We start from the raw sequence: 21953 nt of genomic DNA, 5'->3' as shown, positions 1-21953 counted from the left end.
AAGGGCCCGGCCCCCGAGGGGGCCGGGCCCTGCTGTCCGCGGTACCGGGTCAGCGTACGAAGGTGCTCGCCTGTCCCGCGAGGTCCAGGAAGTACTGCGGGGCCAGGCCCAGGACCAGGGTGACCGCGACGCCCACCGCGATGGTGGTCATCGTCAGCGGCGAGGGGACGGCGACCGTCGGGCCGTCGGCCTTCGGCTCGCTGAAGAACATCAGCACGATGACCCGGATGTAGAAGAACGCGGCGATCGCCGACGAGACCACACCGACGACCACCAGCGCCCCGGCGCCGCCCTCCGCCGCCGCCTTGAACACCGCGAACTTCCCGGCGAAGCCGGAGGTCAGCGGGATGCCGGCGAAGGCCAGCAGGAACACCGCGAAGACGGCCGCCGTCAGCGGCGAACGCCGCCCCAGGCCCGCCCACTTCGACAGGTGCGTCGCCTCGCCGCCCGCGTCGCGGACCAGGGTGACCACCGCGAAGGCGCCGATGGTCACGAAGGAGTAGGCGGCCAGGTAGAACAGGACGGACTTGACGCCCTCCTCCGACGTGGCGATCACACCGGCCAGGATGAACCCGGCGTGCGCGATCGAGGAGTACGCCAGGAGCCGCTTCACATCGGTCTGGGTCACGGCGATCACCGCGCCCGCGAGCATCGTGACGATGGCGACGCCCCACATCACCGGCCGCCAGTCCCACCGCAGGCCGGGCAGGACCACGTACAGCAGCCGCAGCAGCGCGCCGAAGGCGGCCACCTTGGTCGCCGCCGCCATGAAGCCGGTGACCGGGGTCGGGGCGCCCTGGTAGACGTCCGGGGTCCACATGTGGAAGGGGACCGCGCCGACCTTGAACAGCAGGCCCATCAGGATCAGCGCGCCGCCGATGAGCAGCAGCGCGTCGTTGCCCATGGTGGAGGCCAGGGCCGGGTCGATCCGGGCGACGGTGCCGTCCACCACGTCGGCGATCACCGCGTAGGAGACCGATCCCGCGTACCCGTAGAGCAGCGCGATGCCGAAGAGGAGGAAGGCCGACGAGAAGGCGCCGAGGAGGAAGTACTTGACCGCCGCCTCCTGCGACATCAGCCGCTGGCGCCGGGCGAGGGCGCAGAGCAGGTACAGCGGGAGGGAGAAGACCTCCAGTGCGATGAACAGCGTCAGCAGGTCGTTCGCGGCGGGGAAGATCAGCATGCCGGAGACCGCGAACAGGGCCAGCGGGAAGACCTCGGTGGTGGTGAAGCCCGCCTTGACGGCGGCCTTCTCGCTGTCGCTGCCCGGGACGGACGCGCCCTGTGCGGCGAAGGAGTCCACCCGCCTGCCGTGCGCCTTCGGGTCGAGGCGGCGCTCGGCGAAGGTGAACACGGCCACGATCGAGGCCAGCAGGATGGTGCCCTGGAGGAAGAGCGCCGGGCCGTCGACGGCGATGGCGCCCATGGCCGCGATCTGCGCCTTGGTGCCGCCGTACCCGCCGGCCGCGAGGCCGACGACCGCCGCGAAGGCCGAGGCCAGCGCGGCGACGGCGAGGAACACCTGGACGTAGTAGCGGGACTTGCGCGGTACGAAGGCCTCGACGAGGACTCCGAGGACGGCCGCGCCCACCACGATGAGCGTGGGCGCGAGCTGTGCGTACTCGATGTGCGGGGCCGGGATCCGGTCGGCCGGTCCGTCGGCCGCCAGCGTCAGCAGGCTCTGGGCAGCGATCACTTGGCCGCCTCCACGTTCTGGATGGACAGCTCGGGCTTCGGGTCCGTCAGCTTCACGTCCGACATGGTGTGCTCCACCGCCGGGTTGACGATGTCCGTCAGCACCTTCGGGTAGACGCCCAGTCCGATCAGCAGCGCGATCAGGGGGGCGATGACGAGCAGTTCCCGTGCGCGCAGGTCCGGCATGGTGCGGACCTCCTCCTTCACGGGGCCGGTCATGGTGCGCTGGTAGAGCACCAGCGTGTACAGCGCGGCCAGCACGATCCCGACGGTGGCGATGATGCCGACGACGGGGTACCGGGCGAAGGTGCCGACGAGGACGAGGAACTCGCTGACGAAGGGTGCGAGGCCCGGCAGGGACAGGGTGGCGAGGCCGCCGACCAGGAAGGTTCCGGCGAGGACCGGGGCCACCTTCTGCACGCCGCCGTAGTCGGCGATGAGCCGCGAGCCGCGCCGGGAGATCAGGAAGCCGGCGACCAGCATCAGCGCCGCCGTGGAGATCCCGTGGTTGACCATGTAGAGCGTGGCGCCCGACTGGCCCTGGGAGGTCATCGCGAAGATGCCCAGGATGATGAAACCGAAGTGGGAGATCGAGGCGTAGGCGATCAGCCGCTTGATGTCCCGCTGGCCCACCGCGAGCAGCGCGCCGTAGACGATGCTGACGAGGGCCAGGACGAGGATCACCGGGGTGGCCCACTTGCTGGCCTCGGGGAAGAGTCCGAGGCAGAAGCGGAGCATCGCGAAGGTGCCGACCTTGTCGACGATCGCGGTGATGAGGACGGCGACCGGGGCGGTGGCCTCGCCCATCGCGTTGGGCAGCCAGGTGTGCAGCGGCCACAGCGGGGCCTTCACGGCGAAGGCGAGGAAGAAGCCGAGGAAGAGCAGCCGTTCGGTGTCGGTCGCCATCTCCAGGGTGCCCGCGGCGCGGGCGGCGGCGATCTCCGGGAGGGAGAAGCTGCCGGCGACCACGTACAGCCCGATGACGGCGGCCAGCATGATCAGACCGCCGGCCAGGTTGTAGAGGAGGAACTTGACCGCCGCGTACGAGCGCTGCGCGGCCGCGTTCTCGTCGGAGCCCGCGTGGGCGCGGTCCCCGAAGCCGCCGATGAGGAAGTACATCGGGATGAGCATGGCTTCGAAGAAGATGTAGAAGAGGAAGACGTCGGTGGCCTCGAAGGAGATCACCACCATCGCCTCGACCAGCAGGATCAGGGCGAAGAAGCCCTGGGTCGGCCGCCAGCGGGAAGACGCGGTCTCCAGCGGGTCCGCGTCGTGCCAGCCGGCCAGGATGACGAAGGGGATCAGCAGCGCGGTGAGCGCGATGAGCGCCACGCCGATGCCGTCGACGCCCAGGTCGTAGCGGACGCCGAAGTCGGCGATCCAGGCGTGGGACTCGGTGAGCTGGTAGCGGGCGCCACCGGGCTCGAAGCGGACCGCGACCATGACGGCCAGGGCCAGCGTGGCCAGCGAGAAGAGCAGCGCGAGCCACTTGGCGACGGTCCTGCGGGCGGCCGGGACGGCCGCCGTCAGGATCGCGCCGGCCGCGGGGACCGCGGCCGTCACCGTCAGAAGCGGGAAACTCATTTCACACCGCCCTCATCAGCAGGGTCGCGGCGATCAGGATCGCCGTGCCCCCGAACATCGAGACCGCGTAGCTGCGGGCGTAGCCGTTCTGGAGCTTGCGCAGCCGGCCCGAGAGGCCGCCGACCGAGGCGGCCGTGCCGTTGACCACTCCGTCGACCACGCTGTGGTCGAGGTACACGAGGGAGCGGGTCAGGTGCTCCCCGCCGCGGACCAGGACGACGTGGTTGAAGTCGTCCTGGAGGAGGTCGCGGCGGGCCGCCCGGGTGAGCCAGCTGCCCCGGGGCGCGACCACGGGGACGGGCCTGCGGCCGTACATGGCCCAGGCGATGGCGACTCCGACGGCGAGGACCGCCATCGTGGCGAGGGTGACCGTCAGGGCGCTGACGGGCGGGTGCCCGTGCTCGTGCCCGGTGACCGGCTCCAGCCAGTTCAGGAAGCGGTCGCCGATCCCGAAGAAGCCGCCCGCGAAGACCGAGCCGAAGGCCAGCACGATCATGGGGACGGTCATGGACTTCGGGGATTCGTGCGGGTGGGGAAGCTGTCCCGCGTGGTGCTCGGCGGCCGGCTCGGCGCTCGGCGCCCGGTCGGCGTCGGGGGCGGGCTGCCAGCGCTTCTCGCCGAAGAAGGTGAGGAGCATGACGCGGGTCATGTAGAAGGCGGTGATGGCGGCGCCCAGCAGGGCCAATCCGCCCAGGATCCATCCCTCGGTGCCGCCCTTCGCGAAGGCAGCCTCGATGATCCTGTCCTTGGAGAAGAAGCCGGACAGTCCCGGGAAGCCGATGATGGCGAGGTAGCCGAGGCCGAAGGTGGCGAAGGTGACCGGCATGTACTTCCGCAGGCCGCCGTACTTGCGCATGTCGACCTCGTCGTTCATGCCGTGCATGACGGAACCGGCGCCGAGGAAGAGTCCGGCCTTGAAGAAGCCGTGCGTCACCAGGTGCATGATCGCGAAGACGTAGCCGACCGGGCCGAGGCCGGCGGCGAGGATCATGTAGCCGATCTGCGACATCGTCGACCCGGCGAGGGCCTTCTTGATGTCGTCCTTCGCGCAACCGACGATCGCACCGAAGAGGAGCGTGACCGCGCCGACGACGGTGACGGCGAGCTGTGCGTCCGGCGCCCCGTTGAAGACCGCGGCGGAGCGGACGATCAGGTAGACGCCTGCGGTGACCATGGTGGCGGCGTGGATCAGGGCCGAGACCGGGGTCGGGCCCTCCATCGCGTCGCCGAGCCAGGACTGCAGCGGTACCTGCGCCGACTTGCCGCAGGCGGCGAGCAGCAGCATCAGGCCGATCGCCGTCAGCATGCCCTCGGAGGCGTCACCGGCGGAGGCGAACACCGGCCCGAAGGCGAAGGTCCCGAAGGTGGTGAACATCAGCATGATGGCGATCGACAGGCCGATGTCGCCGACCCGGTTGACCAGGAAGGCCTTCTTGGCGGCGGTGGCCGCGCTGGGCTTGTGCTGCCAGAAGCCGATCAGGAGGTACGAGGCGAGGCCCACGCCCTCCCAGCCGAAGTACAGCAGGAGGTAGTTGTCGGCGAGGACGAGCAGCAGCATCGCCGCGACGAACAGGTTGAGGTAGCCGAAGAAGCGGCGGCGGCGTTCGTCGTGCTCCATGTACCCGATCGAGTACACGTGGATGAGCGTGCCCACCCCGGAGATGAGCAGGACGAAGGTCATCGACAGCTGGTCCAGCTGGAAGGCGATGTCCGCCTGGAAGCCCTCCACCGGCACCCAGCTGAACAGCCGCTGGTGCAGGGCCCGGTCCTCGGCGCCGCGCCCCAGCATGCTGGCGAACAGGGCGGCGCCGATCCCGAAGGAGACGGCCGCGAGCAGGGTGCCGATCCAGTGGCCGGCCTTGTCGAGGCGCCGGCCGCCGCACAGCAACACCACCGCTCCGAGCAGGGGCGCCGCCACCAGCAGCGCAATCAGATTCTCCACTGTGAACGCCCCTTACAGCTTCATCAGGCTGGCGTCGTCGACCGAGGCCGAGTGGCGGGTACGGAACAGCGACACGATGATCGCGAGGCCCACCACGACCTCCGCGGCGGCGACGACCATCGTGAAGAACGCGATGATCTGGCCGTCGAGGTTGCCGTGCATCCGGGAGAAGGCCACGAAGGCGAGGTTGCAGGCGTTGAGCATCAGCTCGACGCACATGAACAGCACGATGGCGTTCTTCCGGATGAGTACGCCGGCCGCGCCGATGGTGAACAGCAGGGCGGCCAGGTACAGGTAGTTGACCGGGTTCACTTCGAGGCCTCCTCTCGGCCGAGGCGCTCCGCGGAGCTCTGCTCCAGCGCCTTGAGGTCGTCCAGGGCCTGGCCGGACACGTCGCGGATCTGGCCGCGGGCGCGGAGCGTCTTGTTGACGGTCAGCTCGGAGGGGGTGCCGTCCGGCAGCAGGCCGGGGATGTCCACCGCGTTGTGCCGGGCGTAGACGCCGGGCGCCGGCAGCGGCGGGAGCTGCACGCCCTCGCGTACGCGCTTCTCGGCGAGCTCGCGCTGGGTGGCGGCCCGCTCGGTGCGCTCGCGGTGGGTGAGCACCATCGCGCCGACGGCCGCCGTGATCAGCAGGGCGCCGGTGAGCTCGAAGGCGAAGATGTAGCGGGTGAAGATCAGTTCGGCGAGGCCCTCCACGTGCCCGGCGGAGTTGACCCGGCCGAGCCCGTTGAAGTGGGTGAGGCCGGCGTTGCCGAGGCCGGCGATCAGCAGGATGCCGAAGCCGAGCCCGCACAGGGCGGCCATCCAGCGCTGCCCCTTGAGGGTCTCCTTCAGCGAGTCGGCCGCCGTGACGCCGACGAGCATGACCACGAAGAGGAAGAGCATCATGATGGCGCCGGTGTAGACGACGACCTGGACCACGCCCAGGAAGTACGCCCCGTTGGCGAGGTAGAAGACCGCCAGGATGATCATCGTCCCGGCCAGGCACAGGGCGCTGTGCACGGCCTTCTTCATCAGGATCGTGCACAGCGCGCCGATGACGGCGACGGTCCCGAGGACCCAGAACTGCACGGCCTCCCCGGTGGAGGTCGCGCCGGCGGCCGCGGCGAGGGCGCTCATGCCCCCACCTCCTCGGTGTTGCCGGCCTGGGCCCCAGCCCCGGCGTCGGCTTCGGCCGTCTCGCCCTTGGACACCGCCACCTGCCGGACGGTGCCCGGGGCGGCGCCCGTCACCAGTCCGCGGTAGTAGTCCTGCTCGTCGGTGCCCGGGAAGACCGAGTGCGGAGCCTCGACCATGCCCTCGGTCAGCCCGGCGAGGAGCTGCTCCTTGGTGTAGATCAGCGACTCGCGGCTGGCGTCGGCCAGTTCGAACTCGTTCGTCATCGTCAGCGCGCGCGTCGGGCACGCCTCGATGCACAGCCCGCACAGGATGCAGCGGGCGTAGTTGATCTGGTAGACCCGGCCGTACCGCTCGCCCGGGGAGTAGCGCTCCTCCTCGGTGTTGTCCGCGCCCTCGACGTAGATCGCGTCGGCGGGGCAGGCCCAGGCGCACAGTTCGCACCCGATGCACTTCTCCAGGCCGTCGGGGTGGCGGTTGAGCTGGTGCCGTCCGTGGAAGCGCGGGGCGGTGGTCTTCTGCTGCTCCGGGTACTGCTCGGTGAGCCGCTTCTTGAACATGGCCTTGAAGGTCACGCCGAAGCCGGCCACCGGGTTCTGCCACTGCTCGCTCCGGTCCGCGTCAGACATGGTCAGCACCCTCCTCTCGGTCACTGTCAGTATTCGCCCCGCCACTGACAATCAGCTCCCGCTCGCCGCGGGGACGTCGGCGCGGTACGGGTGCCAGGTGCTGGCCCGGCTTGGGCGGTACGGGGAACCCGCCCGCCATCGGATCGAAGGGCTCGGCCGCGGCGGCCTTCGCGGCCTCGGCGGCGGCGGCCTTCTCCCGCCGGTCCCGGAAGTGGTCCGCGACGGAGGAGACGAGCAGGACCGCGAGGACCGCGCCCCCGACGTACAGGACGATCTCGCTGAAGTCGTAGCGCTCGTTGCGCAGCGCCCGGACGGTGGCGACCAGCATCAGCCAGGTCACGGAGACCGGGATCAGGACCTTCCAGCCGAGCTTCATCAGCTGGTCGTAGCGCACGCGGGGGAGCGTGCCGCGCAGCCAGATGAAGAAGAACAGCAGCAGCTGGACCTTGAGGACGAACCAGAGCATCGGCCACCAGCCGTGGTTCGCGCCCTCCCAGTAGGTGGAGATCGGCGCCGGGGCCCGCCAGCCGCCCAGGAAGAGGGTGACCGAGACCGCCGAGACGGTGACCATGTTGACGTACTCGGCCAGCATGAACAGCGCGAACTTGATGGAGGAGTACTCGGTGTTGAAGCCGCCGACCAGGTCGCCCTCGGACTCCGGCATGTCGAAGGGGGCGCGGTTCGTCTCGCCGACCATCGTGACGACGTAGATGATGAAGGACACCGGCAGCAGCACGATGTACCAGCGGTCCGCCTGCGCCTCCACGATCGCCGAGGTCGACATCGACCCGGAGTAGAGGAACACCGAGGCGAAGGCGGCGCCCATCGCGATCTCGTACGAGATCATCTGCGCGCAGGAGCGCAGGCCGCCGAGCAGCGGGTAGGTGGATCCGGAGGACCAGCCGGCGAGGACGATGCCGTAGATGCCGACCGAGGCGACCGCGAGGACGTAGAGCATCGCGATCGGCAGGTCGGTCAGCTGCATCGTGGTGCGCTGGCCGAAGATGGACACCTCGTTGCCCGCGGGGCCGAAGGGGATCACCGCGATGGCCATGAACGCCGGGATCGCCGCGATGATCGGCGCGAGGACGTAGACGACCTTGTCGGCCCGCTTGACGATGACGTCTTCCTTGAGCATCAGCTTCACGCCGTCGGCGAGCGACTGGAGCATGCCCCAGGGGCCGTGCCGGTTGGGGCCGATGCGCAGCTGCATCCAGGCGACGACCTTGCGCTCCCACACGATGGAGAAGAGCACCGTCACCATCAGGAAGGCGAAGCAGAACACCGCCTTGACGAGGACCAGCCACCAGACGTCCCTGCCGAACAGGGTCAGGTCCTCGGCGGCCAGGACGTGCGGCGACTGCGCCGCGAACTGGGCGAGGTGGGTCACGGTCGTACCTCCGCGTCGGCCGCAGGTCCGGCCCCGGCCGGGCCGATCCGTACGAGGGTTCCGGGGCGGGCGCCGGTGTCGGCGAGGACACCGGAGCCGGTGGAGTTCAGCGGGAGCCACACCACCCGGTAGGGCATCTCGGTGATCCGCAGCGGGAGCTGCACCGCGCCCGCCGGGCCGGTGACGGCGAGGAGGTCACCGTCCTTGACGCCGGTCTCGGCGGCGGTGTCGGCCGAGAGCCGGGCGCAGGCCTCGTGCCGGGTCCCGGCCAGGGCCTCGTCGCCCTCCTGGAGCCGGCCGAGGTCCAGCAGCAGCCGGTGGCCGGCGAGGACGGCCTCGCCCGTGCCGGGGCGGGGCAGCGGCTCGGGGTCGGTGGACCGCTCGGGCGCGGGCTCCCCCTCCCACGGACCGAGCCGCTCCAGCTCCCGCCGTACGGCGTGCACGTCGGGCAGCGCGAGGGGCCGGTCGGCGGCGTCGGCCAGCATGTGCAGCACGCGGGCGTCGGCGGGGGCGAGGCGGCGGGTCATCTGGTCGGGCTTGAGGGCCGCCTCGAACGGGCGGACCCGGCCCTCCCAGTTGATGAACGTGCCGGCCTTCTCCGCGACGGCGGCGACCGGCAGGACCACGTCCGCGTGGTCGGTGACCTCACCGGGCCGCAGCTCCAGGGAGACCACGAAGGCCTCCTTCAGCGCGGTGCGGGCGCGGTCCGGGTCGGGCAGGTCGGTGACCTCGACGCCCGCGACCAGCAGGGCCGGGAGCTCGCCGGTGGCGGCGGCCTCGATGATCTGCCCGGTGTCGCGGCCGTAGCGGTGCGGGAGTTCGTCCAGCCCCCAGGCGGCGGCGACCTCCTGGCGGGCCCGCGGGTCGGTGGCGGGGCGGCCGCCGGGCAGCAGGGACGGCAGCGCGCCCGCCTCGACGGCGGCCCGTTCCCCGGCCCGGCGCGGGATCCACACCAGCCGGGCCCCGGTGGCGGTGGCCGTGCGCACGGCGGCGGTCAGCGCGCCGGGCACGCCGGCGAGGCGTTCGCCGACGACGATGACCGCGCCGGGCCGGCGCAGCGCCTCCGCGGCCTCGGCGCCGCCGGCCTCCAGGCCGGTGCGGGTGGCGAGGGCCGCGAGCCACTCGGGCTCGGTGCCGGGGGCGGCGGCCAGCAGGGTGCCGCCCGCCTTCCGCAGGCCCGGGGTGGCGAAGGGGGCGAGGGCGAAGGTCCGCTGCTTGTGCTTGCGGTGCGCCTTGCGCAGGCGCAGGAACACCCCTGGGGCCTCCTCCTCGGCCTCGATGCCGGCGAGGAGCACGGCGGGGGCCGCCTCCAGGGAGGCGTACGTGACGCCCGTACTGTCAAGGTCCTTGCCGCTGCCGGCCACCTCGGCGGCCAGGAAGTCGGTCTCCTCTGCGCTGTGCACCCGGGCCCGGAAGTCGATGTCGTTGGTGTCGAGCACCACCCGGGCGAACTTGGAGTAGGCGTAGGCGTCCTCGACGGTGAGCCGGCCGCCGGTCAGGACGCCGGCCCGCCCGCGCGCGGCGGTGAGCCCCCGCGCGGCGGCCTCCAGCGCCTCGGGCCAGCTCGCCGGGGCGAGCACGCCGTCCGTGCCGCGCACCAGCGGGGTGGTCAGCCGGTCGGGGCGCTGCGCGTAGCGGAACGCGAAGCGGCCCTTGTCGCAGATCCACTCCTCGTTGACCTCGGGGTCCTCGGCGGCGAGGCGGCGCATCACCTTGCCGCGCCGGTGGTCGGTACGGGTCGCGCAGCCGCCCGCGCAGTGCTCGCACACGCTCGGGGAGGAGACGAGGTCGAAGGGGCGGGAGCGGAACCGGTAGGCGGCCGAGGTGAGGGCGCCGACGGGGCAGATCTGGATGGTGTTGCCGGAGAAGTACGACTCGAAGGGGTCGCCCTCACCGGTGCCGACCTGCTGGAGCGCGCCGCGTTCCAGCAGCTCGATCATCGGGTCGCCGGCGATCTCGTTGGAGAAGCGGGTGCAGCGCGCGCACAGCACGCACCGCTCGCGGTCCAGCAGCACCTGCGTGGAGATCGGGACGGGCTTCTCGTACGTCCGCTTGCGGCCCTCGAACCGGGATTCGGCGTTGCCGTGCGACATCGCCTGGTTCTGCAGCGGGCATTCGCCGCCCTTGTCGCAGACGGGGCAGTCCAGCGGGTGGTTGATGAGCAGCAGCTCCATCACCCCGCGCTGGGCCTTGTCGGCGACCGGGGAGGTCAGCTGCGTCTTGACGACCATGCCGTCGGTGCAGGTGATGGTGCAGGAGGCCATCGGCTTGCGCTGGCCCTCGACCTCGACGATGCACTGGCGGCAGGCACCGGCCGGAGAGAGGAGGGGGTGGTCGCAGAACCGGGGGATCTCGATGCCGAGCTGCTCGGCGGCCCGGATGACCAGGGTTCCCTTGGGGACGGACAGTTCGATGCCGTCGATGGTCAGGGAGACCGTGTTGTCCGCGTCCTGCGGACGCTTCCCCGTCTCGCCGCCGCCCGCCGGGGCGTTCGTGGTGACGGTCATGCGTTCACCTCGGTGTTCTTGAGGGGACCGTCCGCCCAGAGGGTCGACTTCCCCGGGTCGAAGGGGCAGCCCTTGCCGGTGATGTGCTGCTCGTACTCCTCGCGGAAGTACTTCAGCGAGGAGAAGATCGGGCTGGCCGCGCCGTCGCCGAGCGCGCAGAAGGACTTGCCGTTGATGTTGTCGGCGATGTCGTTCAGCTTGTCGAGGTCGGACATGACGCCCTTGCCCGCCTCGATGTCGCGCAGCAGCTGGACGAGCCAGTACGTGCCCTCGCGGCAGGGGGTGCACTTGCCGCAGGACTCGTGGGCGTAGAACTCGGTCCAGCGGGTGACGGCGCGTACCACGCAGGTGGTCTCGTCGAAGCACTGGAGCGCCTTGGTGCCGAGCATCGAGCCGGCGGCGCCGACGCCCTCGTAGTCGAGGGGGACGTCGAGGTGCTCGTCGGTGAACATGGGCGTGGAGGAGCCGCCCGGGGTCCAGAACTTCAGCCGGTGCCCGGGGCGCATCCCGCCGCTCATGTCGAGGAGCTGGCGCAGGGTGATGCCGAGGGGGGCCTCGTACTGGCCGGGGCCGGCGACGTGCCCGGACAGCGAGTAGAGGGTGAAGCCGGGGGACTTCTCCGTCCCCATCGCCTTGAACCAGTCCTTGCCCCTGTTGAAGATCGCGGGAACGGAGGCGATGGACTCGACGTTGTTGACGACGGTGGGGCAGGCGTAGAGCCCCTCGACGGCGGGGAAGGGGGGACGCAGCCGGGGCTGGCCGCGCCGGCCTTCGAGGGAGTCGAGCAGTGCCGTCTCCTCGCCGCAGATGTACGCGCCCGCTCCCGCGTGCACGGTGATGTCGAGGTTGCGGCCGGTGCCTCCCCCGGCCTCCGGCCGGGAGGTGCCCCCGAGGTCCTTGCCGAGGTATCCGGCGGCGTAGGCCTCCCGCACCGCCTCGTGCAGGCGCCGCAGTACGGGGACCGTCTCGCCGCGCAGGTAGATGAAGGCGTGCTCCGAGCGGATCGCGTAGCAGGCGATGATCATTCCCTCGATGAGGGCGTGCGGATTGGCGAAGAGGAGGGGGATGTCCTTGCAGGTTCCCGGCTCCGACTCGTCCGCGTTCACGACGAGGTAGTGCGGCTTTCCGTCGCCCTGCGGGATGAACTGCCACTTCATCCCGGTGGGGAAGCCGGCGCCGCCGCGTCCGCGCAGACCGGAGTCCTTGACGTACGCGATCACCTCGTCCGGGGTCATGGCGAGGGCCTTGCGCAGGCCCTCGTAGCCCTCGTGGCGCCGGTAGGTCTCCAGCGTCCAGGACTCGGGCTCGTCCCAGAAGGCCGACAGCACCGGTGAGAGCAGCTTCTCGGGGCTCGTCCCTCCGCCGGTCTCCGGCCGGGAGGTGCCCCCGTGGCTTTCCTTGGCGGACACGCTCATCACTCCCCTCCCTCGGTACCGGTCTCCCGGCGGGCCTCGCCGCGCGGGTGCACGATCGGGGTGCGCGGGGACTCGCCGCGCGCGATGCGCAGGCCGATCAGGGAGGCGGGGCCCGCGCCGCCGCTCGCCTCGACCGCTCCCGGGCGCTCGTCGGGGAAGCCCGCCAGGATCCGGGCGGTCTCCTTGTACGTGCACAGCGGCGCGCCCCGGGTCGGCTCGACGGGGCGGCCGGCCAGCAGGTCGTCGACCAGGTCCTTGGCGGACTCGGGGGTCTGGTTGTCGAAGAACTCCCAGTTGACCATCACCACGGGCGCGTAGTCGCAGGCCGCGTTGCACTCGATGTGCTCCAGCGTCACCTTGCCGTCGGGGGTGGTCTCGTTGTTGCCGACCCCCAGGTGCCGCTTGAGCTCGTCGAAGATGGCGTCGCCGCCCATCACCGCGCACAGGGTGTTCGTACAGACGCCGACCTGGTAGTCCCCGGAGGGCTTGCGCCGGTACATCGTGTAGAAGGTGGCGACGGCGGTGACCTCGGCCGTGGTCAGGCCCAGGGTCTCGGCGCAGAAGCGGATGCCGGTGCGCGAGACGTAGCCCTCCTCGGACTGGGTCAGGTGCAGCAGCGGCAGCAGCGCGGAGCGGCTGTCGGGGTAGCGGGCGATGATCTCGGCGGCGTCGGCCGCCAGTCGTTCGCGCACCTCGGCCGGGTAGTCGGGGGCGGGCAGCTGGGGCATCCCCAGGCTGAGGGGGGCGGTCTGGGGGGTACCCCCTCCAGAAGGCACGGCGGTCATCGGTCGACGCCTCCCATCACGGGGTCGATGGAGGCGACGGCCACGATGACGTCGGCGACCTGGCCGCCCTCGCACATCGCGGCCATGGCCTGCAGGTTGGTGAAGGACGGGTCGCGGAAGTGGACCCGGTAAGGGCGGGTGCCGCCGTCGGAGACGACGTGGACGCCGAGCTCGCCCTTGGGTGACTCGACGGCCGCGTACGCCTGCCCGGCCGGCACCCGGAAGCCCTCGGTCACCAGCTTGAAGTGGTGGATGAGGGCCTCCATGGAGGTGCCCATGATGTTCTTGATGTGGTCGAGGGAGTTGCCGAGGCCGTCGGGGCCCAGGGCGAGCTGCGCCGGCCAGGCGATCTTCTTGTCGGCGACCATCACCGGGCCCGGCTCCAGCCGGTCCAGGCACTGCTCGACGATCCGCAGCGACTGGCGCATCTCCTCCAGGCGGATCAGGAAGCGTCCGTAGGAGTCGCAGCTCTCGGTGGTGGGGACGTCGAACTCGTAGTCCTCGTAGCCGCAGTACGGCTCCGCCTTGCGCAGGTCGTGCGGCAGGCCGGCCGAGCGCAGGATGGGGCCGGTGGCGCCGAGCGCCATGCAGCCGGTGAGGTCGAGGTAGCCGACGTCCTGCATGCGGGCCTTGAAGATCGGGTTGCCGGTGGCGAGCTTGTCGTACTCCGGCAGGTTCTTCTTCATCGTCCTGACGAACTCGCGCAGCTGGTCGACCGCGCCGGGGGGCAGGTCCTGGGCGAGGCCGCCGGGGCGGACGAAGGCGTGGTTCATGCGCAGGCCGGTGATCAGCTCGAAGACGTCGAGGATCAGCTCGCGGTCCCGGAACCCGTAGATCATGATCGTGGTCGCGCCCAGCTCCATGCCGCCGGTGGCGATGCACACCAGGTGCGAGGAGAGCCGGTTCAGCTCCATCAGCAGGACGCGGATGACGGTGGCGCGGTCGGGGATCTGGTCGGTGATGCCGAGCAGCTTCTCGACGCCGAGGCAGTACGCCGTCTCGTTGAAGAACGGCGTCAGGTAGTCCATGCGCGTCACGAAGGTGGTGCCCTGCGTCCAGTTCCGGAATTCGAGGTTCTTCTCGATGCCGGTGTGCAGGTAGCCGATGCCGCAGCGGGCCTCGGTGACGGTCTCGCCGTCGATCTCCAGGATCAGGCGGAGCACTCCGTGGGTGGAGGGGTGCTGCGGGCCCATGTTGACGACGATCCGCTCGTCGTCGGCCTTGGCCGCCGACCGGACGATCTCGTCCCAGTCCCCGCCGGTGACGGTGTAGACGGTGCCCTCGGTCGTGTCGCGGGAGGCCGCGGGGTTCTCTGCGTGGTTCGACGTGGGGGACATCAGCTGTACGACCTCCGCTGGTCGGGAGCCGGGATCTGGGCGCCCTTGTACTCGACGGGGATCCCGCCGAGCGGGTAGTCCTTGCGCTGGGGGAAGCCCTGCCAGTCGTCCGGCATCATGATCCGGGTGAGGGCCGGGTGGCCGTCGAAGACCAGGCCGAAGAAGTCGTAGGCCTCGCGCTCGTGCCAGTCGTTGGTCGGGTAGACGCCGACGAGCGAGGGCAGGTGCGGGTCGCCGTCCGGGACGGACACCTCCAGCCGCAGGATCCGGCCGTGGGTGAGCGAGCGCAGGTGGTAGACGGCGTGCAGCTCGCGGCCCTTGTCGCCGGGGAAGTGCACCCCCGAGACGCCGGTGCAGAGCTCGAAGCGCAGGGCCGGGTCGTCGCGCAGGGTGGAGGCGACGCGCACGAGGTGCTCGCGGGCGATGTGGAGGGTCAGCTCCCCCCGGTCGACGACGGTCTTCTCGATGGCGTTGTCCGGGAGCAGGCCCTGCTCCTCCAGGGCGCCTTCCAGCTCGTCGACGACCTCGTCGAAGTAGGACCCGTACGGGCGGGTGCTCGCCCCGGGCAGGGCCACGGTGCGCACGAGGCCGCCGTAGCCGCTGGTGTCGCCGCCGTTCCCGGCGCCGAACATGCCCTTGCGGACGCCGATCACCTCGGGTCCGGTGACGGCCCGGGGAGCGGGGACGTTGTTGCCGTTCTCGACGGCCGGGTCGTCGCTCACCGAAGGAGCCCCTTCATCTCGATGGTGGGGAGGGCCTTGAGGGCGGCCTCCTCCGCCTCGCGCGCCGCCTCTTCCCGGTTCACGCCGAGCTTCGAGCCCTGGATCTTCTGGTGGAGCTTGAGGATCGCGTCCATCAGCATCTCGGGGCGGGGCGGGCAGCCGGGCAGGTAGATGTCCACCGGGACGATGTGGTCGACGCCCTGGACGATCGCGTAGTTGTTGAACATTCCGCCCGAAGAGGCGCACACGCCCATGGAGATGACCCACTTGGGGGCGGGCATCTGGTCGTAGACCTGGCGCAGTACCGGCGCCATCTTCTGGCTGACGCGTCCCGCCACGATCATCAGGTCGGCCTGGCGCGGGGAGCCGCGGAAGACCTCCATGCCGAAGCGGGCCAGGTCGTAGCGGCCGGCGCCGGTGGTCATCATCTCGATGGCACAGCACGCGAGGCCGAAGGTGGCCGGGAAGACGGATGACTTCCGCACCCAGCCCGCGGCCTGTTCGACGGTGGTGAGCAGGAAGCCGCTCGGCAGCTTCTCTTCCAGTCCCATGGGAATTCAGCCCCTCAGTCCCATTCCAGGCCGCCGCGCCGCCACACGTAGGCGTAGGCGACGAAGACGGTGAGCACGAAGAGCAGCATCTCGACGAGCCCGAAGATCCCCAGGGCGTCGAAGGTGACGGCCCAGGGGTAGAGGAAGACGATCTCGATGTCGAAGACGATGAAGAGCATCGCCGTCAGGTAGTACTTGATGGGGAAGCGACCGCCGCCGGCGGGCATCGGGGTGGGCTCGATGCCGCACTCGTAGGCTTCGAGCTTCGCCCGGTTGTACCGTTTTGGGCCGATCAGCGTGGCCATGACCACGGAGAAGATCGCAAACCCTGCGCCGATGGCGCCGAGCACGAGGATGGGTGCGTACGCATTCACGCTCCTCGCTCCTTCCAGTCGTCCTTGACCGTTGGGCCGCTGCGCCGGCACCGAGTGCCCCGCCCCCTCGAAGGCAGTCCCCGGAAGCGGGGGCCGATCGCATGTGAGGCAGTTCACAAGCCGGACTGGTGCGCATCTTATGCCCGCTGCTCTGTGATCTGCGACACGGGTGCCGACACCGGCTTTGTGATCTCCACCACCTGGCGAACGATCATGAACCCCGATGAGTGGTGATCTTCGCACGCAAGGCATCCACATGATCACCAAAGGTGACATCCGGGCCCGTAGGCGCAGGTGGAAGGCCTGTCGCCCTATCAAACGATGCGCAGTGCAGGCAAATTGGTGTCTGAGCCGCTCAAGTGATAAGGGAGCGCGCGTCCCTCACCCGGGGGACGTCCCGAGTACGGGAGTGGACACGTTGGCCGGAAGTCGCCGCCGGAGGGGAGCGGAGGGAGATCCTGTGCATCCGTTCACGAACCGCACGGCGCGTTCACGGCCGGATCACGAAGCGGCCACGACGCCCTCGCGGCCACAGGTGACTGTGACCTGCATCACGTGGAACAGAGGCCGCCGAAAGGGGGCTTGGCCATCTGTGCGGGTCGATGGTAGGCCGTGGATCAATTCGGACTTATTACTGAAACCCCATGATCACAGGCTTGTGAAAGCGTGTCCGTTACGTCCGTTACGGCGTCAATAAGAGGCGCGACGCGCCCGGTTAGCGGCCTCGGCGGGCAACTGTGGCGCAGACCACGTTTCTTGAAGGAAACCCGGCACCCCTGATAGCGGTTGTCCCATGTCCCACACCGCTCACATACCCAGCCACCGGAAGCCCCGCCGCAGCGCCTCGAAGCTCGCGGTCCGCGCCGGAGTTGCCGGTGGCGTCCTCAGCACCCTGGCCATGGCCGGGACCGCGAGCGCGTCGCCGTCCGAGCCCGTGGCCGAGACGACGCTCGAGATGCCGGTCCTCGACCTGGACCTCGGCACCGAAGTCTCCAACGCCGTCAACACGGCCGCCGAGAACACCCGCGTCGCCGCCGTGGAGGCCGCCGTCACCGGCGAGCTGAACGCCCTGGAGGAGAGCGCCCGTACGGGGGCCGCCGCCGAGGCGAAGAAGGCGAAGGAAGACGCCACCAAGGCCGCCGAGCTCAAGGCGAAGCAGGAGGCCGACCGCAAGGCCGAGGCCGAGCGCGCGGGCCGCAGCACCGACCGCACCTCCCTGACCACCGCCTCCGCCGCCGACAACGGCGGTTCCGCCGCCTCCACCGGCTCCACCGCCTCGAAGCCGGCCACCGGCTCGGCGGCAGCCATCGTGAGCTTCGCCCGCGCCCAGATCGGCAAGGCGTACGTGCTCGGCTCCACCGGCCCCACCGCGTACGACTGCTCCGGCCTCGTCCAGGCCGCGTACCGCCAGGCCGGCATCAAGCTGGACCGCGTCTCCCAGGACCAGTCCATGGCCGGCCGCTCGGTCTCGCTGAGCAACCTGCAGCCCGGCGACATCCTGTACTGGGGCGCCAAGGGCAGCGCGTACCACGTCGCCATCTACTCGGGCAACGGCAAGTTCATCGGTGCGCAGAACCCCAGCACGGGCATCGTCGAGCGCAACATGAGCTACGACATGCCGACGGGCGCCGTCCGCGTCCTCTGACCGCACGACCGTCCGCGAGGTCCGGTACTCCCCCGCTCGGGGGCGGAGTAGCGGACCTTCGGCATGCCGAGAACACGGCCCCGCACGGTCCACGGCGGCCACGGCGGCGAGGACGCCCCCCACACGCCCGACGGGCCCGGCACGGCCCTTGCGGAGGCCCGGGGACGTCTGAGAGCCGCCCCCGGCCCCGGGGGCGGCTCTCAGACGCCGCCGGGCGGACACCTGGGTTTGGCCGAAGCAGCACACCGGACGGGAACGTGGCCGAAGCTCTGAAGGAATGGCTCGCCGCGCAGAAGCTCCGTGAGGTCGTGACCGCCGACCGCAAGGCGTTCGGCCCTGTCTCCGCCGAAGCGCGGCGGCAGGCCGAGCAGGAGTGGTAAGCAAGCGCCTCACGATCAAGGCGAAGAGCGAGGGCACCCTCGTCCTGGACGCCCGAGGGCTTTCTCTGCACGTCGACGGTGACGAGGGGATGCGTGCGCGCATCGAGGTCGCTCAGCAGAGCGGCCGACGCGTGGCGCTGTCCGCACTGACGCCCTTGGAGGTGCGCCGGACGGGGCAAGCCGCCAGGCGACTCCAGTTCCTGCTGTCCCGGTTCGACGTGAAACCGGTCAACGATGCAGTGACGGAGGCCGCAGCGAAGCTGCTGGAAGCCTCGGGCCTTGACGGACACGCATGCCTCGTGGACGCCCTCGCGGTCGCCACGGCCGCCCTCTGCGCTCCCCCGGTACTCCTCGTCACTTCAGACACGTCGCACATCCCGGCACTGTGCAAGGCCGCCGAGGAGCCGCCCGGCTCACCGAAGGTGAAGATCGTCATCGTGTGACGTCCGGACACGACGAGCCGGGCCGCTCGACTGTCCGACGAGCGGCCCGGCGTCGGATCATCAGGCCTTCGGGGCCACCTTCGAGAGGCCGTTGATGATGCGGTCCATCGCGTCGCCGCCCGCCGGGTCGGTCAGGTTCGCCAGCATCTTCAGCGTGAAGCGCATCAGCACCGGGTGCGTCAGGCCGCGCTGCGTGGCGATCTTCATGACCTTCGGGTTGCCGATCAGCTTCACGAAGGCGCGCCCCAGCGAGTAGTAGCCGCCGTAGGTCTCCTTCAGCACCTTCGGGTAGCTGTGCAGGGCCAGCTCGCGCTGCGCCGGAGTGGCCCGGGCGTGGGCCTGCACGATCACCTCGGCCGCGATCTGTCCCGACTCCATCGCGTAGGCGATGCCCTCGCCGTTGAACGGGTTGACGAGCCCGCCCGCGTCACCGACCAGCAGCAGGCCCTTGGTGTAGTGCGGCTGGCGGTTGAAGGCCATCGGCAGCGCCGCGCCGCGGATCGGCTGCGTCATGTTCTCCGGGGTGTAGCCCCAGTCCTCCGGCATGGACGCGCACCAGGCCTTCAGGACCTCGCGCCAGTCCAGCTCCTTGAACGCGGAGGAGGAGTTGAGGATGCCGAGGCCGACGTTGGACGTGCCGTCGCCCATGCCGAAGATCCAGCCGTAGCCGGGCAGCAGCCGGTCCTGCGGACCGCGCCGGTCCCACAGCTCCAGCCAGGACTCCAGGTAGTCGTCGTCGTGCCGCGGCGAGGTGAAGTACGTGCGCACCGCGACGCCCATCGGGCGGTCCTCGCGCCGGTGCAGGCCCATGGCGAGGGACAGCCGCGAGGAGTTGCCGTCGGCGGCGACCACGAGCGGGGCGTGGAAGGTGACCGGGGTCTTCTCCTCGCCGAGCTTGGCCTGCACGCCCGTGATGTGCCCGGTGCGGGGGTCGCGCACCGGCTCGCCGACGTTGCAGCGCTCGTACAGCCTGGCGCCCGCCTTCTGCGCCTGGCGGGCCAGGGTCTCGTCGAAGTCGTCGCGCTTGCGGACGAGTCCGTAGTCCGGGAAGGAGGCGAGTTCCGGCCAGTCCAGCTGGAGCCGCTGCCCGCCGCCGATGATGCGCAGGCCCTTGTTGCGGAGCCAGCCGGCCTCTTCGGAGATGTCGATGCCCATGGCGACCAGCTGCTTGGTGGCCCGGGGGGTCAGACCGTCACCGCAGACCTTCTCGCGCGGGAACGCCGTCTTCTCCAGGAGCAGGACGTCCAGCCCGGCCTTGGCGAGGTAGTGGGCGGTCGTGGAACCGGCGGGCCCGGCCCCGACGACGATCACGTCCGCGGAGTGTTCGGTGAGGGGCTCGGTCACTGCGGGGTCTCCTGGAGGCTCGGTGGAAAGTGCCCGGCGGCACAGGAACATGACGCAGTCTATGCAGCGGCGCGGTACCGGCCGGGCCGAGGGCGTCACCGCTGCGCGGGACCGTCCCCGGCCCGGCCCGCGGCCCCGCCCCGGCCGCGGAAGGGGCTCAGAAGATGCTCAGGCCCGTCAGGGTGGTGAAACGGTCCAGGGCCGCCACGCCGGCCACCGAGTTGCCCCGGGAGTCCAGGCCCGGGCTCCAGACCGCGAGGGTGCAGCGGCCCGGGACCACGGCGATGATGCCGCCGCCCACGCCGCTCTTGCCCGGCAGGCCCACGCGGTACGCGAACTCGCCCGCCGCGTCGTACGTACCGCAGGTCAGCATCACCGCGTTGACCTGCTTCGCCTCGCTGCGCGTGAGGAGGCGCGAGCCGTCCGCGCGGAGGCCGTGGCTGGCCAGGAAGCGGCCGGCCAGGGCCAGGTCGGCGCAGCTCATCTCGATGGAGCACTGCCAGAAGTAGTGCTCCAGCAGCGCCGGCACCGGATTGTCGATGTTGCCGTAGGAGGACATGAAGTGGGCCACCGCCGCGTTGCGGTCGCCGTGTTCCTGTTCGGATGCCGCGACGTCGGCGTCGAAGCCGAGGTCCGGGTTGCCGCTCTCCTGCCGGAGGAAGTCGAGGAGTTCACTGCTCGCGTCGCCCGTCAGGGTCTGGAGCCGGTCGGTGACGACGAGCGCGCCCGCGTTGATGAACGGGTTGCGCGGGATGCCGTTCTCGTACTCCAGCTGCACCAGGGAGTTGAAGGGGTTGCCCGACGGCTCCCGGCCCACGCGCTCCCACAGGCTGTCCCCGCCCTCCGCGAGGGCGAGGGCCAGGGCGAAGACCTTCGTGACGGACTGGGCGGAGAAGGGGGTGCGCCAGTCGCCGACCCCGAAGACGTTGCCGTCGAGGTCGGCGAGGGCCATGCCGAACTGCCGCGGGTCGACCTTGGCCAGCGCCGGTATGTACTCGGCGGGCGTGCCGCTGCCCACCAGGGGGGAGACGTCGGCCGCGATCCGCTCCAGCAGCCCTTGGTAGTCCATGGACGGTTACGCCTTGACCCCGCGGTGCAGCGCCACGATGCCGCCGCTCAGGTTCCGCCAGGCCACCTTCGACCAGCCGGCCTTCCGCAGGAGGGCCGCCAGCGCCGGCTGGTCGGGCCATGCGCGGATGGACTCGGCGAGGTAGACGTACGCGTCCGGGTTGGAGGACACCGCGCGGGCGACGGGCGGCAGGGCCCGCATCAGGTACTCGGTGTAGACGGTCCGGAAGGGGGTCCAGGTGGGCTGCGAGAACTCGCTGATCACGACCTGGCCGCCGGGCTTGGTCACCCGGTACATCTCGCGCAGCGCGCCGTCGGTGTCCTGGACGTTGCGCAGCCCGAAGGAGATCGTCACGGTGTCGAAGACGTCGTCCTTGAAGGGGAGCCGCGTCGCGTCGCCCGCCGTCAGCGGCAGCCACGGGTTGCGCTTCTTGCCCTCGCGGAGCATGCCGAGGGAGAAGTCGCAGGGGACGACGTACGCGCCGGTCGCGGCGTACGGGAGGGACGAGGTCGCGGTGCCCGCGGCCAGGTCGAGCACCATCTGGCCGGGCCGGGCGGCGACCGCCCGGGCGGCCTCCTTGCGCCACAGGCGCGCCTGGCCGAGGGACAGGACGTCGTTGGTGAGGTCGTAGTTCGCGGCCACCCCGTCGAACATGGAGGCGACTTCGTGCGGCTGCTTGTCCAGGGAAGCCCTTGTCACTGGCGTTGGCCCCTCGGTGCTCGGTGTGTCTGCGTGGACGGGTACACCGTCATCCTCTCAGGCCGCCGGCCCCGGCGGACCGCTGCCCCGGCCCGGCCGGAACTCATGCGGATCCGGACCGGAACCGGGCAGACTGGGCCGGACAATCCGAACAAAGGGTCTACGGATGGCGACAGGCCGGTCAGTGAGCGCTCGGCGGGCCGGGCGGCGCGGGCGACTGCGCCGCACGGTCCTGTGGTCGGCGGCGCTGGCCGCCCTCTCGGTGGCCGCCTTCCGGCTCGGGCCGCGGGAGGGCGGGGCCGCCGGCGGGCTGGGCGGCCGGCG

Annotated in this window: 20 protein-coding genes; 3 read left to right on the top strand and 17 right to left on the bottom strand. The window is 70.7% G+C overall.

Going from position 1 to position 21953, the window contains the following annotated elements:
- Positions 1 to 49: 49 nt before the first annotated feature.
- From nuoN to ACZ51S_RS29055, 14 genes are read right to left on the bottom strand one after another with little or no spacing between them, the layout of a single operon-like run.
- Positions 50 to 1696 (bottom strand): NADH-quinone oxidoreductase subunit NuoN, encoded by a 1647-nt coding sequence (nuoN, locus tag ACZ51S_RS29120; RefSeq protein WP_388943261.1) that lies wholly within the window; start codon positions 1694 to 1696, stop codon positions 50 to 52.
- Positions 1693 to 3279, bottom strand: coding sequence for an NADH-quinone oxidoreductase subunit M (locus tag ACZ51S_RS29115; RefSeq protein ID WP_468477048.1), 1587 nt, complete (start codon positions 3277 to 3279; stop codon positions 1693 to 1695). The genes nuoN and ACZ51S_RS29115 overlap by 4 nt, the downstream gene beginning before the upstream one ends.
- Position 3280: 1 nt before the next feature.
- The gene (nuoL, locus tag ACZ51S_RS29110) at positions 3281 to 5221 is read right to left on the bottom strand and encodes an NADH-quinone oxidoreductase subunit L (protein WP_468962439.1); all 1941 of its coding nucleotides are present in this window, start codon (positions 5219 to 5221) and stop codon (positions 3281 to 3283) included.
- Between the two features lie 12 nt (positions 5222 to 5233).
- A complete protein-coding gene (gene nuoK, locus ACZ51S_RS29105; protein ID WP_030864698.1) occupies positions 5234 to 5533 on the bottom strand; it encodes an NADH-quinone oxidoreductase subunit NuoK in 300 nt (99 codons plus the stop codon).
- Positions 5530 to 6342 (bottom strand): NADH-quinone oxidoreductase subunit J, encoded by an 813-nt coding sequence (locus tag ACZ51S_RS29100; RefSeq protein ID WP_388943251.1) that lies wholly within the window; start codon positions 6340 to 6342, stop codon positions 5530 to 5532. Before ACZ51S_RS29100 ends, nuoK begins: the two co-directional genes overlap by 4 nt.
- Positions 6339 to 6968, bottom strand: a complete 630-nt coding sequence (nuoI, locus tag ACZ51S_RS29095) for an NADH-quinone oxidoreductase subunit NuoI (RefSeq protein WP_468803666.1) — start codon at positions 6966 to 6968, stop codon at positions 6339 to 6341. The genes ACZ51S_RS29100 and nuoI overlap by 4 nt, the downstream gene beginning before the upstream one ends.
- Positions 6961 to 8358 (bottom strand): NADH-quinone oxidoreductase subunit NuoH, encoded by a 1398-nt coding sequence (nuoH, locus tag ACZ51S_RS29090; protein ID WP_468477051.1) that lies wholly within the window; start codon positions 8356 to 8358, stop codon positions 6961 to 6963. The genes nuoI and nuoH overlap by 8 nt, the downstream gene beginning before the upstream one ends.
- On the bottom strand, positions 8355 to 10865 hold the full coding sequence (locus tag ACZ51S_RS29085) for an NADH-quinone oxidoreductase subunit G (RefSeq protein WP_468477052.1): 2511 nt from the start codon (positions 10863 to 10865) through the stop codon (positions 8355 to 8357). Before ACZ51S_RS29085 ends, nuoH begins: the two co-directional genes overlap by 4 nt.
- Entirely contained in the window at positions 10862 to 12280 is a 1419-nt protein-coding gene (gene nuoF, locus ACZ51S_RS29080) for an NADH-quinone oxidoreductase subunit NuoF (protein WP_468477053.1), read from the bottom strand. Before nuoF ends, ACZ51S_RS29085 begins: the two co-directional genes overlap by 4 nt.
- Entirely contained in the window at positions 12280 to 13008 is a 729-nt protein-coding gene (gene nuoE, locus ACZ51S_RS29075) for an NADH-quinone oxidoreductase subunit NuoE (RefSeq protein WP_468962437.1), read from the bottom strand. Before nuoE ends, nuoF begins: the two co-directional genes overlap by 1 nt.
- Positions 13009 to 13061: 53 nt before the next feature.
- A complete protein-coding gene (locus ACZ51S_RS29070) occupies positions 13062 to 14402 on the bottom strand; it encodes an NADH-quinone oxidoreductase subunit D (protein ID WP_468172607.1) in 1341 nt (446 codons plus the stop codon).
- On the bottom strand, positions 14402 to 15124 hold the full coding sequence (locus tag ACZ51S_RS29065; RefSeq protein WP_388943229.1) for an NADH-quinone oxidoreductase subunit C: 723 nt from the start codon (positions 15122 to 15124) through the stop codon (positions 14402 to 14404). The genes ACZ51S_RS29070 and ACZ51S_RS29065 overlap by 1 nt, the downstream gene beginning before the upstream one ends.
- Positions 15121 to 15675 (bottom strand): NuoB/complex I 20 kDa subunit family protein, encoded by a 555-nt coding sequence (locus ACZ51S_RS29060; protein ID WP_007265818.1) that lies wholly within the window; start codon positions 15673 to 15675, stop codon positions 15121 to 15123. Before ACZ51S_RS29060 ends, ACZ51S_RS29065 begins: the two co-directional genes overlap by 4 nt.
- A gap of 14 nt (positions 15676 to 15689) precedes the next feature.
- Positions 15690 to 16049: an NADH-quinone oxidoreductase subunit A gene (locus ACZ51S_RS29055; RefSeq protein WP_249767272.1), complete on the bottom strand. Its 360-nt coding sequence runs from the start codon at positions 16047 to 16049 to the stop codon at positions 15690 to 15692.
- 793 nt (positions 16050 to 16842) lie between these two features.
- Between ACZ51S_RS29055 and ACZ51S_RS29050 the strand changes: the two genes are divergently transcribed.
- The 3 genes from ACZ51S_RS29050 (at position 16843) to ACZ51S_RS29040 (ending at position 18517) form a co-directional block, all read left to right on the top strand.
- Positions 16843 to 17694, top strand: a complete 852-nt coding sequence (locus ACZ51S_RS29050) for a C40 family peptidase (protein WP_388943226.1) — start codon at positions 16843 to 16845, stop codon at positions 17692 to 17694.
- Between the two features lie 257 nt (positions 17695 to 17951).
- Positions 17952 to 18074 (top strand): hypothetical protein, encoded by a 123-nt coding sequence (locus ACZ51S_RS29045; RefSeq protein ID WP_468962435.1) that lies wholly within the window; start codon positions 17952 to 17954, stop codon positions 18072 to 18074.
- A complete protein-coding gene (locus ACZ51S_RS29040; RefSeq protein ID WP_468962433.1) occupies positions 18068 to 18517 on the top strand; it encodes a DNA-binding protein in 450 nt (149 codons plus the stop codon). The genes ACZ51S_RS29045 and ACZ51S_RS29040 overlap by 7 nt, the downstream gene beginning before the upstream one ends.
- Positions 18518 to 18577: 60 nt before the next feature.
- On the opposite strand, the gene ACZ51S_RS29035 is transcribed toward ACZ51S_RS29040, so the two are convergent.
- The 3 genes from ACZ51S_RS29035 to ACZ51S_RS29025 form a co-directional block, all read right to left on the bottom strand.
- A complete protein-coding gene (locus ACZ51S_RS29035; protein WP_388943223.1) occupies positions 18578 to 19861 on the bottom strand; it encodes a geranylgeranyl reductase family protein in 1284 nt (427 codons plus the stop codon).
- Positions 19862 to 20018: 157 nt separating this feature from the next.
- The gene (locus tag ACZ51S_RS29030; RefSeq protein WP_388943221.1) at positions 20019 to 20930 is read right to left on the bottom strand and encodes a glutaminase; all 912 of its coding nucleotides are present in this window, start codon (positions 20928 to 20930) and stop codon (positions 20019 to 20021) included.
- Between the two features lie 6 nt (positions 20931 to 20936).
- The gene (locus ACZ51S_RS29025; RefSeq protein WP_468962432.1) at positions 20937 to 21629 is read right to left on the bottom strand and encodes a demethylmenaquinone methyltransferase; all 693 of its coding nucleotides are present in this window, start codon (positions 21627 to 21629) and stop codon (positions 20937 to 20939) included.
- Between the last annotated feature and the right edge of the window lie 324 nt (positions 21630 to 21953).

Source organism: Streptomyces sp. NPDC034043, from assembly GCF_055575675.1.
This window is presented reverse-complemented; position numbering and strand designations above follow the sequence as displayed.

Coding starts and splice junctions, on each gene's coding strand:
- ACZ51S_RS29115 (WP_468477048.1), bottom strand. CDS start 3,279: ATGAGTTTCCCGCTTCTGACGGTGACGGCCGCGGTCCCCGCGGCCGGC.
- ACZ51S_RS29100 (WP_388943251.1), bottom strand. CDS start 6,342: ATGAGCGCCCTCGCCGCGGCCGCCGGCGCGACCTCCACCGGGGAGGCC.
- nuoI (WP_468803666.1), bottom strand. CDS start 6,968: ATGTCTGACGCGGACCGGAGCGAGCAGTGGCAGAACCCGGTGGCCGGC.
- ACZ51S_RS29085 (WP_468477052.1), bottom strand. CDS start 10,865: ATGACCGTCACCACGAACGCCCCGGCGGGCGGCGGCGAGACGGGGAAG.
- nuoF (WP_468477053.1), bottom strand. CDS start 12,280: ATGAGCGTGTCCGCCAAGGAAAGCCACGGGGGCACCTCCCGGCCGGAG.
- nuoE (WP_468962437.1), bottom strand. CDS start 13,008: ATGCCCCAGCTGCCCGCCCCCGACTACCCGGCCGAGGTGCGCGAACGA.
- ACZ51S_RS29070 (WP_468172607.1), bottom strand. CDS start 14,402: ATGTCCCCCACGTCGAACCACGCAGAGAACCCCGCGGCCTCCCGCGAC.
- ACZ51S_RS29060 (WP_007265818.1), bottom strand. CDS start 15,675: ATGGGACTGGAAGAGAAGCTGCCGAGCGGCTTCCTGCTCACCACCGTC.
- ACZ51S_RS29050 (WP_388943226.1), top strand. CDS start 16,843: ATGTCCCACACCGCTCACATACCCAGCCACCGGAAGCCCCGCCGCAGC.
- ACZ51S_RS29030 (WP_388943221.1), bottom strand. CDS start 20,930: ATGGACTACCAAGGGCTGCTGGAGCGGATCGCGGCCGACGTCTCCCCC.